This is a genomic window from Paraburkholderia gardini (genome assembly GCF_907164575.1).
GTDB classification, from domain to species: Bacteria; Pseudomonadota; Gammaproteobacteria; order Burkholderiales; family Burkholderiaceae; genus Paraburkholderia; species Paraburkholderia gardini.
This window is the reverse complement of the sequence record NZ_CAJQYY010000051.1, coordinates 1-14,083: the sequence shown is the minus strand read 5'-3', so window position 1 is coordinate 14,083 and position 14,083 is coordinate 1. Positions and strand designations below refer to the sequence as shown.

General features: G+C 62.1%; 13 protein-coding genes. 2 read left to right on the top strand and 11 right to left on the bottom strand.

The features are described from left to right. Window positions 1-116: 116 nt before the first annotated feature. Window positions 117-1,229: an ABC transporter substrate-binding protein gene (locus tag LPA34_RS26340; protein WP_228983977.1), complete on the bottom strand. Its 1,113-nt coding sequence runs from the start codon at window positions 1,227-1,229 to the stop codon at window positions 117-119. A 116-nt stretch (window positions 1,230-1,345) separates the two neighbouring features. Further along, a complete protein-coding gene (gene ugpQ, locus LPA34_RS26335) occupies window positions 1,346-2,131 on the bottom strand; it encodes a glycerophosphodiester phosphodiesterase (protein ID WP_228983976.1) in 786 nt (261 codons plus the stop codon). Window positions 2,132-2,395: 264 nt separating this feature from the next. Here ugpQ and LPA34_RS26330 point away from each other — a divergent pair, with 264 nt between their 5' ends. After that, complete coding sequence (locus LPA34_RS26330; protein WP_228983974.1) at window positions 2,396-3,166, top strand: DeoR/GlpR family DNA-binding transcription regulator; 771 nt, start codon at window positions 2,396-2,398, stop codon at window positions 3,164-3,166. 18 nt (window positions 3,167-3,184) lie between these two features. Here LPA34_RS26330 and LPA34_RS26325 read toward each other — a convergent pair whose 3' ends face one another. Further along, entirely contained in the window at window positions 3,185-4,855 is a 1,671-nt protein-coding gene (locus LPA34_RS26325) for a Na/Pi cotransporter family protein (protein ID WP_228983972.1), read from the bottom strand. Between the two features lie 310 nt (window positions 4,856-5,165). Here LPA34_RS26325 and LPA34_RS26320 point away from each other — a divergent pair, with 310 nt between their 5' ends. Further along, complete coding sequence (locus tag LPA34_RS26320) at window positions 5,166-5,396, top strand: DUF3820 family protein (RefSeq protein ID WP_228983970.1); 231 nt, start codon at window positions 5,166-5,168, stop codon at window positions 5,394-5,396. 54 nt (window positions 5,397-5,450) lie between these two features. On the opposite strand, the gene LPA34_RS26315 is transcribed toward LPA34_RS26320, so the two are convergent. The 8 genes from LPA34_RS26315 to LPA34_RS26280 form a co-directional block, all read right to left on the bottom strand. Then, on the bottom strand, window positions 5,451-6,359 hold the full coding sequence (locus LPA34_RS26315; protein WP_228983969.1) for a LysR family transcriptional regulator: 909 nt from the start codon (window positions 6,357-6,359) through the stop codon (window positions 5,451-5,453). 56 nt (window positions 6,360-6,415) lie between these two features. Continuing rightward, entirely contained in the window at window positions 6,416-7,177 is a 762-nt protein-coding gene (locus LPA34_RS26310) for an ABC transporter permease (protein ID WP_228983967.1), read from the bottom strand. Then, complete coding sequence (locus LPA34_RS26305) at window positions 7,174-8,100, bottom strand: ABC transporter ATP-binding protein (RefSeq protein ID WP_228983979.1); 927 nt, start codon at window positions 8,098-8,100, stop codon at window positions 7,174-7,176. The genes LPA34_RS26310 and LPA34_RS26305 overlap by 4 nt, the downstream gene beginning before the upstream one ends. Window positions 8,101-8,274: 174 nt before the next feature. Continuing rightward, on the bottom strand, window positions 8,275-10,341 hold the full coding sequence (locus tag LPA34_RS26300) for a putative bifunctional diguanylate cyclase/phosphodiesterase (RefSeq protein WP_228983964.1): 2,067 nt from the start codon (window positions 10,339-10,341) through the stop codon (window positions 8,275-8,277). Window positions 10,342-10,653: 312 nt separating this feature from the next. Then, entirely contained in the window at window positions 10,654-11,379 is a 726-nt protein-coding gene (locus LPA34_RS26295) for an ABC transporter ATP-binding protein (RefSeq protein ID WP_228983963.1), read from the bottom strand. After that, the gene (locus LPA34_RS26290; protein ID WP_228983961.1) at window positions 11,366-12,124 is read right to left on the bottom strand and encodes an ABC transporter ATP-binding protein; all 759 of its coding nucleotides are present in this window, start codon (window positions 12,122-12,124) and stop codon (window positions 11,366-11,368) included. The genes LPA34_RS26295 and LPA34_RS26290 overlap by 14 nt, the downstream gene beginning before the upstream one ends. Then, the gene (locus LPA34_RS26285) at window positions 12,121-13,059 is read right to left on the bottom strand and encodes a branched-chain amino acid ABC transporter permease (protein WP_228983959.1); all 939 of its coding nucleotides are present in this window, start codon (window positions 13,057-13,059) and stop codon (window positions 12,121-12,123) included. Before LPA34_RS26285 ends, LPA34_RS26290 begins: the two co-directional genes overlap by 4 nt. An 8-nt stretch (window positions 13,060-13,067) precedes the next feature. Continuing rightward, the gene (locus LPA34_RS26280; RefSeq protein ID WP_228983957.1) at window positions 13,068-13,940 is read right to left on the bottom strand and encodes a branched-chain amino acid ABC transporter permease; all 873 of its coding nucleotides are present in this window, start codon (window positions 13,938-13,940) and stop codon (window positions 13,068-13,070) included. Window positions 13,941-14,083: the final 143 nt, after the last annotated feature.

Here is a 14,083-nt window from a genome sequence, read left to right as displayed (position 1 = left end):
CGCGCGGGCCCCGCCCGGCCCGGCGCCCCCGCCGCCCCCCCCCCCCCCCCCCCCCCCCCCCCCCCCCCGCCGGGTTCATCGCCGTACTGCCCTGTTAATCCGGGCTTGCGCCTGGATTACTTCACGTTCGCGCCGACCGCGGCATCCCACTGCTTCGAGATCGTGTCCTTGTACGCGTCCTGTTGCTGAAGCGTCGGAAACACCGCGTTCTTGTAGAGCGCAGCGGGCGGCAATTTGTCGAGCAGCGCCTGCGGCACCTTCTTCGAGGCGACCAGTTCGTTGTAACGGATCGGATGGCAGTAGCCCGTCAGCCAGCCAATCTGGCCTTCGTCCGAATACAGGTACTCCATCCACAGCTTCGCGGCGTTCGGATGCGGCGCGAACGCGCTGATCGCCTGCACGTAGACGCCTGCGACGACACCCGTCTTCGGCACCACGACCTGAACCTTCGGATTGCCCTTCAGCGTGTCGCGGTCAGCCAGCGCGTTGTAGTCCCAGCGCACGACAATCGGCGTCGTGCCCTGCGCAAGCGATGCCGCCTTGCCGATGACCGGCACGAAGTTGCCGCTCTTGTTCAGATCGGCAAAGTACTTGAGACCGGCCTTGTCGGCCTTCGATGCATCGCCTTTCGACGCCGACAGGCCCGCTGCGAACACGCTCAGGATCGCCTGATTCGCCGAACGCGGGTCGCCCGCGAGCGAAACCGCATTCCGGTAATCCGGCTTCTGAAGGTCGGGCCAGTCGGTCGGCACCTTGTCGATCATGTCCGCGTTGACTTCGAACGCGAGCACCCCGTAGTAATCGCCGTACCAGTAGCCTTCGGCATCCTTGAGCGCGTCGGGAATCGACTTCCACGTCGAGACCTTGTACGGTTGCAGCAGACCCGCCGCCTTCGCCTGCGGACCAAACGACAGGCCGACGTCGATCACGTCAGGCGCCTGCGGGCCCTTGTTCCCCTTGTTCGCCTTGATCGATTCGAGTTCATCGCCCGAACCCGCATCGGGATTCAGCTCGTTGATCTTGATGCCGTACTTTGCCTGAAAAGCCGCGATCATCGGGCCATAGCCGCACCAGTCGTGCGGCAGCGCGATCACCGTCAACTGGCCTTCCTGCTTTGCCGCCGCGACGAGCGCATCCGGCGGCGCGGCAGACGCACTGTTCATGCACATCGCCGCAGCAACAGCGATCGCCGACATCGAAACAAAAGAATGTGCCCAGGTCCGGTTCATGTTTTTTCCACCCTCTGCCGACATTGCTACGTTGGGAAAACTGCTATCCGATCAGGTCTGCGGTACTGCGCCACGACACGACATGCTGCTTCACGCGCGTTGAATGTGCGTTGAATCTATCGCGCGGCCGGCGACGCAGCACCCGCGCCGGCCCGGATGATATCGATGCGATCTGTACAAATTATGTCAACGCCCCATTCACCGAGCTCATTCGCGCGCAGCGGGTCGTTGACCGTATAGGCCAGCACGCGCAACCCGGCGGCATGAATATCCGCGACCCGCCGCGCGTTCAGGTGCCGATGGTCGGCATGCAGCGATACGCAGTCGAGCTCACGCACGATACGCAGCCAGTCTTCGGGGACGTCTTCGAACAGCATCCCGCGCGGCAGTTCCGGAACGGCATCGCGGGCGGCAGCAAGCGCTTCGAAAGAAAACGACGAGAGTAGCGGCTGGGTCTGCGTACGCCAGAGATCCAGCGCGGCGCGCGCGACGAGATGACCCGTTTCCGCTTCGCGGCCGGGGCACGGCTTGATTTCTATATTGGCGGCAAGCGCTTCATCGCCGCAACGTGCGGCCGTTTCAGCCAGTGTCGGCAGGCGAACGCCTGCGAACTGCGGACCAAACCACGCGCCCGCATCGAGTTGCGCGAGTTCCTTCCACGTGCGGTCGACGGCGGCACCCGCGCCGTTCGTGGTGCGCTCGAGCGTGTCGTCGTGCAGCAGATAGATTTCGTCGTCGGCGGAGAGTTTGGCGTCGAATTCGATCATGCAATACCCGTAGCGCACGCACGCGTCGATGCCCGCCAGTGTATTCTCGGGCGCCAGCTTGCCGCCACACCGATGCGCGACGAGCCGCGGATAAGGCCAGCTTTCAGCACTGACACGATCGTTCGGATTTGCCAAGTTTCCCTGCCTTCGTCTGCCGTCGTCTAACGTCAACTGTCGTCGAAAAGCCCGCCCCGTCGATATCCGGATATGCACCATGTTCCGGGTTCGGAGCAAGGCTAGAAGCAATTACACAAATTTGCAAGCCGACAAAAAAATGCAATATTGGTCGTGTAAAACCGGTTGATAATCGAGCGCGCGGACGGCCGCTCACAGGTTCCTGGCATGCCTCGCATGTGGCGGCGCCGGGCGTCCTGAAAGATTCTATTGCCGGGGAAAAGTATGTGGCAGGAAGACCGACATCAGCGCATTCGCGCACTGCTCTCGACGCTGCAACGGGTATCGACCGAACGCATCATGGCCGATCTCGGTGTCTCGCGCGAGACAGTGCGGCGCGATCTGCTCGATCTCGAAGCGCTCGGCGAACTGCGGCGTGTGCACGGCGGCGCGATCAAACCCGCTGACGAAGCGCCGATCGCCGAACGCGCCCATACGCACGTCAAATCGAAAATCGCGCTCGCGCGCGCGGCCACCGGCATCGTCAGCAGCGGGCAGACGCTCTTTATCGATGCGGGCACAACCACCGCGTTGCTGGCCGAGGAACTCGCGAGGCTCGCCAATCTTACGATCATTACCAACTCGATCGACGTCGCGCTCAAGCTGCGCGGTGCGAGCGAATCAGGCGAAAGCGCGAACGAAGTCATCCTGCTCGGCGGCACGTTGAGCGATCGCGCGCTCGCAACCATCGGCGGTACGACGATCGCGGAAATCCAGCGCTATCGCGCCGACATCGCGCTGCTCTCGCCGGTCGGTGTCGACCACCGCAGCGGCGCAACCAACTTCGACCACGCCGAAACAGAAGTGGCGCGCGCGATGGTCAACAACGCGGACCGCGTGGCGATTCTCGCCGACTACAGCAAGATCGGACAGCGCAGTCGCATTGCGTACTGCCCGGTCAACCGCATCGATCTGCTGATCACGAACCGCAAGGCCGCTGAAATCGCCGGATTTTCGACGCTGAAACGAAAACTGGAGCAGGTGATTCTCGCCTGAGCGCGCGCCGCGACGCCTCTACTCCGTGGCAACGTGGATCGCATCGAGCGTGCGCCTGCGAAGCCGCGTGTCGTGCAACGCGCCCGCTGCATCGAGCACGGGATACGCGGTCGAGCAGAACAGCGAGTTCAGTCGCTTCATGTCGCTGATCAGGTCAAGGTGCAGCGCGCTGGTTTCGATGCTGCGCACCGTCTGTCCAGCGAGACGGTCCAGGTGCTTGTAGGAATACGCACGTTCGAGATCGCGAAACCGCTCCTTCTCCGCCAGCAGCATTTCCGCGCAATGCAGGTCGCTGTTCAGGAACACCGACAGTCCGAGTTGCAGGTTGCCCACCAGGCGCGCGTGCAGGTCTTCCAGTTCCCCGACCCCTTCCTCCGAAAACGAAAGACGGTGGGCGATCTTCTTCTCTTCGATATCGGCGACGATTCGCTCGATGATGTCGCCCGCGTGTTCGAGATTGATGGTCAGCGAAATGATGTCGGTCCAGCGGCGGCTGTCGGTTTCGTCGAGCTGCTCGCGTGAAATGCGCGACAGGTAGTCTTTCACGGCGGCGTAGAGGTAATCGACGTCGTCGTCCATCCGCGCCGTTTCGCGCGCCTTTTGCAGATCGTTGTGGTGAATGAGGTCCGAGACGTTGTCGAGCATCGTGCGCACGATGTCGCCGATGCGCAGCACTTCGCGGGCCGCGTTGGCGAGCGCCAGCGTCGGGGTGAGAAGCACGGCCGCATCGAGATGACGCGCGCGCAGCTCCCCATTCGGATCGGGGCGGTCCGGCAACAAGCGGGAGCAGATGCGGGCGACCGGATCGATCAGCGGGACGCACGCAAGGCAGCGTAGCGTGTTGTAGATCAGATGAAATCCGACCACCGCTTCACGCGGCAGACTGATCAACATCGGCAATCCCGTCGCGAGCAGCGACGTGAACGGCAGGATGAGCAGCGCGCCGGCCAGTTTGAACGCAAGGCTGCCAAGCGCCAGCCGGCGCGCGGCGGCATTCTGCGCAAGCGTGCCCGTCAGCGCGAGCAGCCCGCTGCCGAGATTCGCGCCGATCACGAGGCACAGCGCCACCTTCAGCGAAATCACGCCGGAGGATGCCAGCGTCGCGGTGAGCAACACCGTCGCCAGGCTCGAATAAAAGATCATCGCAAAGGCTGCGCCAACCAGCGCATCGAGCAGCGTGTCGCCCGTGAGCGCGCCGAACATGACGCGCACACCGGCGCCATGCGTCATCGGCTGCACGGCTTCGACAATCAGATGCAGCGCGAGCAGGATCAGCCCGAGGCCGATCGCAGTGCGGCCCATTTGACCCACGCGCGTCTGCTTGCGCGAGAGAAACAGCGGCACGCCGACGAGCAGGAGAAGCGGGGATAACCATGAAAGATCGAGCGTCAGGATCCGCGCCATCAACGCGGTACCGACATCGGCGCCGAGCATGATTGCAAGACCGCTGGTAAGCGGCAACAGCCCTTGAGCGGCGAAGGATGTCACGATCACGGCTGTCGCGTTGCTGCTCTGCACGAGGCTGGTTACCGCGACGCCTGCGCCGAACGCCCTGAACCGTCCGTGGGTACTGTGGCTCAGCACGCGCCGAAGGTCCGCGCCCAGCACCCGCAGGATGCCCGTGCGCACGATGTGTGAGCCCCAGACCAGCAAAGCCACACCCGACAACAGGTTGAGAAGAATCAGCATAAGGCAGTACGATATTCAGGCAATGCGACGCGAGAACGGCTCAAGTCATGAGCCCCGCCTCTCGCGCCCGCGCGCCGGCGCAGCGCTCGTAGCCGCTAGTGTTGCACAAATTTGCCTTATTGCAATTTTGTGTAATTAAAACCACGCCCCGCCAGCCCTGCCCTTCACTGTCCTGCTTCATCCCGCCATGCCGCTCACGGTATTGAGAAAGCGCGTCATGCGCGCGGTGTTGGGGTATCTTGCGGGCACGTCGCCGCACGATCCGGTAACCCCGTTCGCATTGGCGCCCGTCACAACAGACAGACACGATATGAAACCCGAACACCTGGAACTGCTCGTCACCCGTGTGATGCCTTATGGCAAATACAAGGGACGGCTGATCGCGGACCTGCCTGGCCCGTATCTCAACTGGTATGCGAACAAGGGTTTCCCGCCGGGCGAGATCGGCCAGTTGCTGGCACTCATGCAGGAGATCGATCACAACGGGCTTTCATCGCTGCTGGAGCCGCTGCGCAAGCTGCATCCACGGGAAGAGCCGTGAGCATCGCGTCGGTGCAACGGTCTTCCGTGCACCGCGTGAGGAGGATGACAAGCGTCAGGTGTTCAGGTCCGGATGGTTCCGGGCGATTTCGATCACCCAGTCCGTGAACGCACGAACCCGCGAACTCAGATTGCGGCGATGCGGATAAACGAGCGACAGCGGCGTGGCCGACGTCTTGTAGCCGGTCAGGATCTCTCGCAGCTCACCGCGCCCGATCAGATCCGCAACCATGAAACGCGAAGGCTGGATGATGCCGAAGCCGCGCACGCCTGCGCTCACATAGACGGTGCCGTCGTTCACCGCAAGCGGGCCGTCCAGCGAAACCTTGACGATCTCCCCGTTCACTTCGAATTCGAACGGAAAGGTCTTTCCCGAGCGCGCGGACACATAGTTGACCGCTTGATGCGCACGCAGGTCCTCGATCGTCGCGGGCGTGCCGTGCTCCTCCAGATACGCCGGCGAAGCGCAGGTGGTGAGCGGCGCGTTGCCGATGCGCCGTGCGACGAGGCTCGATTCCTCGAGCGTGCCCATGCGGATCACACAGTCGACGCCGTCCTGCACGATATCGATATTGCGGTCCGCCAGACCGAGGCGTACTTCGATCTCCGGATAACGGCGATAGAAATCGTCGAGCATGGGGAGCAGCAGCGTTCTCGCCAGCGTGCCCGATGTGTCGACGCGGATCATGCCCGAAGGATTCTGAATCTTGTTCGACAGCGACGAATCGGCTTCCGCCAGATCGGCCAGAATACGCACGCAGCGCTCGTAATAGAGCGCGCCATCGTCGGTGACGCTTACCGAACGTGTGGTGCGATTCAGCAGGCGCACGCCAACGTGCTCCTCGAGCCCCTGAATCAGGTTGCTGACCGAGCCGCGTGGCAGGTCAAGCAGCTCCGCCGCCTTTGAAAAACTGTTGGTCTCAACCACACGGGTAAAGACTTCGATTGCCTGAAGTCGGTCCATGCCACGGCACTCCTCGTGAGTAGCGGTTAAGCAGGTGGGCTTAAGCGGGTGTGCTGTTACGTCTTGAGCCGGTAGCCGGTCTTGAAGATCCACGCCACGATCACGAGGAACACCGCGAGAAACACGCCGGTCATCGCAAGACTGACGCCTACACTGACGTCCGCGAGCCCATAAAAACTCCAGCGAAATCCGCTCACCAGATAGACGATCGGATTGAACAGCGTCACGACTTTCCACACCGGCGGCAGCATGCTGACAGAATAAAAACTGCCGCCCAGAAACGTCAGCGGCGTGATGATCAGAAGCGGCACCAGTTGCAGCTTTTCGAAACTGTTCGCCCAGATACCGATGATAAATCCGAGCAGGCTGAACGTCAGCGCGGTCAGCACGAGAAACAGGATCATCCAGAACGGATGCTGAACCTGGATCGGCACGAAAAGACCGGCGGTTGCGAGAATGATCAGCCCCAGCACAATCGATTTCGTCGCGGCCGCGCCGACATAGCTCACCACGATTTCGAAATACGACACGGGCGCGGACAGCAACTCGTAGATCGTGCCCGTGAATCTCGGAAAGTAGATGCCGAAAGACGCGTTGGAGATGCTTTGCGACAGAAGCGACAGCATGATGAGACCCGGCACGATGAACGCGCCATAACTGATGCCGTCTACTTCCTTGATACGGGAGCCGATTGCCGCGCCGAACACCACGAAATAGAGCGACGTGGAAATCACCGGTGCGATGATGCTTTGCATCAACGTGCGCCACGTACGCGCCATTTCGAAGCGGTAGATCGCGCGGATTGCGTGGAGGTTCATTGTTCACCTCGCACGAGGCTCACGAAGATGTCCTCAAGCGAACTCTGTGTCGTGTGAAGATCCTTGAAGGAGATACCAGCGTCGTTCATGTCCTTGAGCAGCGCGATGATGCTGCCGCCCTCGCCCTGCGTGTCGTAGGTATAGGTCAATTCGTTTCCATCGCTCGCGCGCTCGAGGTTCCAGCCGGCAAGACCGGCTGGAATGCTGGCAAGCGGATGATCCAGTTGCAGCGTCAGCTGCTTCTTGCCCAGCTTGCGCATCAATTCAGTCTTGTCTTCGACGAGCATGATCTCGCCGCCATTGATCACGCCGATGCGGTCGGCCATTTCTTCGGCTTCGTCGATATAGTGCGTGGTCAGAATGACCGTGACACCGCTGTCGCGCAGCTCGCGCACCAGGTTCCACATGTCGCGCCTGAGCTCGACGTCGACGCCAGCGGTCGGCTCGTCGAGAAACAGCACCTGCGGTTCGTGCGACAGCGCCTTGGCAATCAGCACGCGCCGTTTCATGCCGCCCGAAAGCGTGATGATCTTGCTGTTGCGCTTGTCCCAAAGCGAGAGATCGCGCAGCACCTTTTCGATGTAAGCCGGATTCGCAGGCTTGCCGAACAGGCCGCGGCTAAACGAGACCGTGGCCCAGACGGTTTCGAACGCGTCTGTCGTCAGTTCCTGCGGCACGAGGCCGATCATGGAGCGTGCGGCGCGGTAGTCGAGCGCGATGTCGTGGCCCGCGACCACGACGTTGCCTTCGCTCGCCTTGACGATACCGCAGATGATGCTGATGAGCGTGGTCTTGCCCGCGCCGTTCGGCCCCAGCAGCGCGAAAATCTCGCCCTGGCGTATCGCCAGATTGATATTTCTGAGCGCCTGGAAGCCCGTGGCGTAGGTTTTGGACAGATGGGTGACGGACAGGATCGGTTGCATGAACGCGACGATAGCAGAAGCCGGGCGTTCGCTGTTTTTCCCAAACAATGCGTCTTCAGCGAACACGTCACACCGGACGACACCGGAGCGCACTATAAGAGCGCCTCGCCGGACCCGGTCCATGCATACCCCCCAAGGCGCCCTTGAACGGGCAGCGGACAGCGGACAGCGACGCTACGCGGCTACCGTGTGCTGCAGGAGCGTGCCGAACGCATCGGCGGTGAGCGGCTTGCCGAGCAGGAAACCTTGGATCTCGTCGCACATCATCGTCTTCAGTTTGGCGAGTTGCGAAGGCGTCTCGACGCCTTCGGCCACCACGTCCATTTCGAGCGAGTGCGCGAGCGCGATGATCGCGGAGACGATCGCGTCGCCTTCGTGACCATCCGCATCGAGACCGTTCGTGAAGAAGCGGTCGATCTTCAGCTGCTTCACGCGAAAGCGCTGCAGATAGGCGAGGCTCGAATAGCCCGTGCCGAAATCGTCGATCGAGATTTCGAAGCCATGCGCCTGGAACGCGTGAATCATCTCGATGGTTTTCGGCGCGTCCTGCATCGCAACGGTTTCGGTGATTTCGAACATGATCTGATGGCACTCGACGTTTTCCGCACGCACGATCTCCAGCACCGTGCTCACGAGGTCGAGCTGCATCAGCTGTCGTGGAGACAGGTTGATCGCGACACGCATCGCCGGGAGGCCCTCCGTCATCCAGCGGCGAATCTGCCGGCACGTCTCGCGCACCACCCAATGTCCGATGTGCACGATCTGCCCCGAGCGCTCGGCGATCGGGATGAACTCCATCGGCGCAAGCAGGCCCAGTTCAGGATGATTCAACCGGAGCAATGCCTCCGCGCCGGCAAGCTCGCCGCTGTCGCCGCGAAACTTGGGCTGGAAATGCAGCGAGAAATGTCCCGACGAAAGCGCATCGTGCAGCGCACCCTGAATTTTCAGCGTGCGCGTGGCAGCTTCGTTCATGCCGGCTTCGAAGAACCGGTATGTGCCCCGGCCCGCGCGTTTTGCTTCGTACATCGCGGCGTCGGCGTTTTTCAGCAGCGTATCGACGGTGTCGCCGTCGGCCGGATACAGCGAAATGCCGATACTCGGCGTCACCTGCATCGGCTGGCCGTCGCTCCATGCGCCCTTGCGCATCCTCTCGAGCACGCCTTCGGCCACCTCTTCCGCTTCACGCGATGTCGCCAGACCTTCGAGCAGCACGACGAATTCGTCGCCGCCCAGACGCGCCACCAGGTCGCTGTCCCGCACGCAGCTCGACAGTCGCTGCGCGAACGCCTTGAGCACCTCGTCGCCGACGGAATGGCCAAGCGAATCGTTGATCGTCTTGAAGCCGTCGAGATCCATGAACAGGATCGCGAACAGGTTCCCGTTGCGCCGCGACGTCTCGATGGCGGCCGCGATGCGCCCGGTGAGCGCCAGACGGTTCGGCAGGTCGGTGAGCGCGTCGAACGCGGCCATGTGTACGATCTGTCCGTTCAGCCGCGATACCGAACCGGTCAGCAGCGTGGTGCGCGCATCGAAACGGGACATCATCAGCGTGACGATGAGGATGGCAAAGCTGAAGAGCGTGACGCTCGTCGCGAGCCATTCGGAATTGATGCCGCGCGCGGCGCCGCAGATCGCGCCTGCTGGAAAATCGGCGGCCGCGATGCCGGTGTAATGCATGCCCGTGATCGCGAGTCCCATCACGAACGCCGCGCCGACCCGCTTCGCGATCACGAAGCGCTGCTGCGAATCGCGCAGCGCATGCGCGATCCACAGCGCCGCTGTCGCGGCAATCATCGCAATCGCAATCGATGCACCCAAAAGCTCCGGATCGTAGTGAATGCCCGGTTGCATCTGCATCGCAGCCATGCCGGTGTAGTGCATGCCGGCAATGCCGAGGCCCATCAGGATGCCGGCCGCGACCAGCCGCGACGGCTTGAGCACGTCTCGCGTAACGATAAAGAGCGCGAACCAGGACACGAGTATCCCAATCGCGAGTGAGTACCCGGTCGTGCGCAGATCGTAACCAAGCGGGATCGGTAGCGAGAACGCGAGCATGCCGATGAAGTGCATCGACCAGATGCCGACGCCCATCGCCGCCGCGCCGCCCGCCAGCCACGCATGGCGCGCGGTGGTTCTGCCCAGCAGCGTGATACGCCCCGCCAGATCGAGCGCCGTATAGGAAGCGAGCGTCGCGACGATCAGCGAAAGTACGACCAGCCAGATGTTGTATGTGCTGTGCATGTTTGAACGGCATGTGCGAATGAACCGGGTTAACTGATTAACGGCCTGCGCGGCGTTTACTTAAGACCCGGTTTCTGGAGTGCCGCTTCTAGCGCGTTGCCCTGTTTCGTGGGGCAAACGTTTGCCTTTCGCCATTGCCATGCTGGCTGCTGCGTTCGTCATGCGGCTGGGAAAGGAAAGATAATTTTGCAGCAAGAGTTCCGCGACGCAGGGGCCAAGACCGTTACCTGGCGAATCGCCAGGCTCGAGATCATTTCCTGACGCTCCTGGAACGTTCCAGAAGGCACTCCGCCGTCTGAACGTTCATCGCGATCAATCGTCAGGGAACTCCCATTTCTGGGCACTGGCACCGGCTAGCTCCTGCACGCGCTGCTCGTCCTTGCCGAATTCCGAGGCAACACCGCTATACGTGATGATGCCCCGGTCCAGCACGTAGGCGCGATCGGCAATACCGATCGCGGCGCGGACGTTCTGTTCGATCAGGAGCACCGCGGTGCCTTCGTTGCGCGCGGCGACGATGATGTCGAATACATTCTGCACGATCAACGGAGCCAGCCCCTGGGAAGGTTCGTCGAGCATCAGCAGCCTGGGATTGAGCAGCAGGACGCGGGCGATGGACAGCATTTCCTGCTCGCCCCCGGATAGCTGCCCGCCCTTGTGACCCTTGCGTTCGGCCAGCCGCGGAAAGGCTCGATAGATGCGGGCGACATTCCACGGCCCCGGGCGGTCCACAGGCACCTTGAGGTTTTCGTCGACAGTCAGGTTGGAGAAGACACGGCGCCCCTCGGGCACAAGCCCCACACCCAGGCTGGCGATGCGAAACGGCGGCAGATGCGTGGAATCCGTGCCGAATATTTTCACGTGCCCGGCGCGCGCCGGCGTCAGCCCCATGATGCTGCGCAGCGTGGTGGATTTGCCCGCGCCATTGCGGCCCAGCAGCGTGACCAGTTCGCCTTCGTTGACGTCAAGATCGATGCCGTGAAGGATATGGCTCTTGCCGTAATAGGTATTGAGTTGCTGCACCTCAAGCGCCTTCATGTGTTTCCCCCAGATAGGCAACTTGTACTTTCTCGCTGGCGGCGATCTGGTCGGGCGTGCCCTGTTCCAGGACTTCGCCTTCGGTCAGGACTGTGATGCGATCGGCGAGGTTGAAAATGACGCGCATGTCGTGCTCGACCAGGACTATCGTCAGCTTTTGCGTACGGTGCAGCCTGCGTATCAGCAGCGCGGTTTCGTAGGTTTCCTTGTTGCCCATGCCCGCCGCGGGTTCGTCCAGCAGCAGCAGTTTGGGTTTCAACGCGAGCGCCATCATGATTTCCGTCGAGCGCTGATCGCCGTGCGATAGTTCGCCGACGTGGCGGTCGACCTTGTCGGTCAGCCCGCCCATCTCCAGCAGTTCGTCGATGCGGTCCTCGGTTTCGCGGGCCTGTTGCCGGGAACGAAACAGCCTGAGCCTCAGGCCCTGCGTCACTTCGACGGCAATGCGCAGGTTTTCCCGCACGGTCAGCTCGCGAAAGACCTCGGTAATCTGGAAGGTTCGCGCCATGCCCATGGCCACGCGATTTTGCGGCGGCACGTCCGTGACGTCGATGCCATCGAACACGATACGGCCCTTCGTTGGCCGGTAAAACCCGCTGATCATGTTGAAGAACGTGGTCTTGCCCGCGCCGTTCGGACCGATGATCGCGTGCAGCTCGCCCGGTTCGACGGTGAGCGAGACACCGTTCACTGCCACGAGCTCGCCGAAATGCTGGGAAACGTTGTGGACTTCGAGAACGCTCATCGGGTCCTCCTTTGGATCAGCCCAGCGATGCCGCGGGGAAGCAGCAGCACGACCAGCACGAAGATCATCCCGATGAAGAACATCCAGTCTTGCGTAACGCCGGAAAGATAGTCCTGCGCCACCACGAAGATGGCGGCCCCGAGCAGCGGGCCCCAGAAGGAACGCATGCCGCCGATGACCGCCATCAGCACGAAGTCGCCCGACTGCGTCCAGTACAGGTCGTGGGGGCTGGCGAAGTTGTTGAGCAGGGCGTAGAGCGAGCCCGCGACCGACACGAAGAAGCACGAGATGGTGTAGGCGATCCAGATGTGGCGGTTGACCGGGATGCTCAGGAACTGCGCGCGGCGTTCGTTCTCGCGAATAGCCTGAAGCGTATGCCCGAATGGAGACCGCAGGATCGTGGCCATGGCATACGCGCAGACCGCCAGAACGGTCAGCACGACATAGTAGAAAGCCAGGCTGGACGTGATGTCGAATTTCATGAACCCCAGGTCTATCGGCAGGCGCTGAAAACCCCGCAGGCCGTTGTCCCCGCCGGTGACCGAATTCCAGCGAAAGGCAATGAAGTAGAACACCTGGCCGAAGGCGATGGTCGCCAGCGCGAAGTAGATCCCGCGCAGCCTGACGATCAGGTAGCCGATCAGCATGCCCCCCAGCGTGCCGACCACGATGCCCACGAGGAAGGCCGCGGGTGTGCCTGGCATCACGTACTTAAGGATCAGGCCCGTCGCGTAAGCGCCCAGGCCGAAATAGGCGGCATGGCCGAACGACATGACACCGGTATGGCCAATCAGCAGGTTGGTCGCCATCGCCGCCAGCCCGATGACCAGCAGGCGCGTGGCGAGATCCGTATACCCGCCCAGGGGCGTGATCCAGTAGGGCATGCTCAACAGCACGATCCACAACACCCACTGGTAGCTCTTTTGTATGTTCATGCGGTGATTCACAGTTTCGTCCCGCCTTTTTCGCCAAACAGACCGTACGGCCGGAACAGCAGCACGATCGCCATGATCACGTAGATGGAAGCCTCGGAGGCGGATGGGTAGAACACCGTCACGATGCCCGACGCTACGCCGATCAGCAAACCGCCGAAGAGGGTGCCGACCAGGCTGCCCAGGCCGCCCACGATGACCGCCACGAAGCTCGGCATGATCAGGCCTTCGCCGATGGTGGGCGTCAGGCCCAGCATGCCGGCCGCCAACACACCGGCCAGACCCGCGAAAAAGATGCCCAGCCCGAAATTGAGATTGCGCAGGATGCGCACATCGACACCCAGGGCGGACACCATTTCCAGATCGAGCGTGCCGGCGCGTATGCGCATGCCCACGCGGGTTTTCTTCAGGACGTAGAACAGCACCGCCACCGCCACGGCGACCAGGGCCACCATGAAGACGCGGTAGCCCGTCAGGAAGAACAGCGTGGGGCTGAGCGACGAGTTCAGGATGTCGGGGGTCTTGAGCGGCAAGCCCTGCGCGCCCCAGATGAAGCGCACCGAATCCTGCAGCACGTAGGCGAGTCCGAACGTGAGTAGCAGGCTGTACAGCGGGTCGCGGTTGTACAGGGGCCGTATGAGCACGCGCTCGACGATCAGGCCCACGATCGCCGCGAGGAAGGGCGACACGATCAGCGCGCCCCAGAACCCCAGGTAGGGATCGAGCGTATAAGCGAAGTAGGCACCCAGTGCGAGGAATCCGCCATGGGCGAAGTTGATGACGTTCGTCAGGTTGATGATCAGGGACAGGCCCAGGGCCATGAGCGCATAGAACGCGCCGATGACCAGTCCGTTGAATATGTTGAAGAGGATCAACTGGGTCACGCCATTTCTCCATTAAAACAACAAGGTTCATCCCCGGCAGAGGACGCACCTGCCTGGCTCAAGGTATGCATGGAGCGATCCGGACCGGGGCCAACCCGCGTTGCCGCGGCGGGGCCCGGGTTTCGGGGGGCAAGGAGGGGACG

Excerpts from the sequence above, each read along its gene's own strand:
- LPA34_RS26300 (WP_228983964.1), bottom strand. The coding sequence starts at position 10,341 with ATGCACAGCACATACAACATCTGGCTGGTCGTACTTTCGCTGATCGTC.
- LPA34_RS26320 (WP_228983970.1), top strand. The coding sequence starts at position 5,166 with ATGAAACCCGAACACCTGGAACTGCTCGTCACCCGTGTGATGCCTTAT.
- LPA34_RS26340 (WP_228983977.1), bottom strand. The coding sequence starts at position 1,229 with ATGAACCGGACCTGGGCACATTCTTTTGTTTCGATGTCGGCGATCGCT.
- LPA34_RS26310 (WP_228983967.1), bottom strand. The coding sequence starts at position 7,177 with ATGAACCTCCACGCAATCCGCGCGATCTACCGCTTCGAAATGGCGCGT.
- LPA34_RS26295 (WP_228983963.1), bottom strand. The coding sequence starts at position 11,379 with ATGAAGGCGCTTGAGGTGCAGCAACTCAATACCTATTACGGCAAGAGC.
- LPA34_RS26315 (WP_228983969.1), bottom strand. The coding sequence starts at position 6,359 with ATGGACCGACTTCAGGCAATCGAAGTCTTTACCCGTGTGGTTGAGACC.
- LPA34_RS26305 (WP_228983979.1), bottom strand. The coding sequence starts at position 8,100 with ATGCAACCGATCCTGTCCGTCACCCATCTGTCCAAAACCTACGCCACG.
- LPA34_RS26285 (WP_228983959.1), bottom strand. The coding sequence starts at position 13,059 with ATGAACATACAAAAGAGCTACCAGTGGGTGTTGTGGATCGTGCTGTTG.
- LPA34_RS26325 (WP_228983972.1), bottom strand. The coding sequence starts at position 4,855 with ATGCTGATTCTTCTCAACCTGTTGTCGGGTGTGGCTTTGCTGGTCTGG.
- LPA34_RS26290 (WP_228983961.1), bottom strand. The coding sequence starts at position 12,124 with ATGAGCGTTCTCGAAGTCCACAACGTTTCCCAGCATTTCGGCGAGCTC.
- LPA34_RS26330 (WP_228983974.1), top strand. The coding sequence starts at position 2,396 with ATGTGGCAGGAAGACCGACATCAGCGCATTCGCGCACTGCTCTCGACG.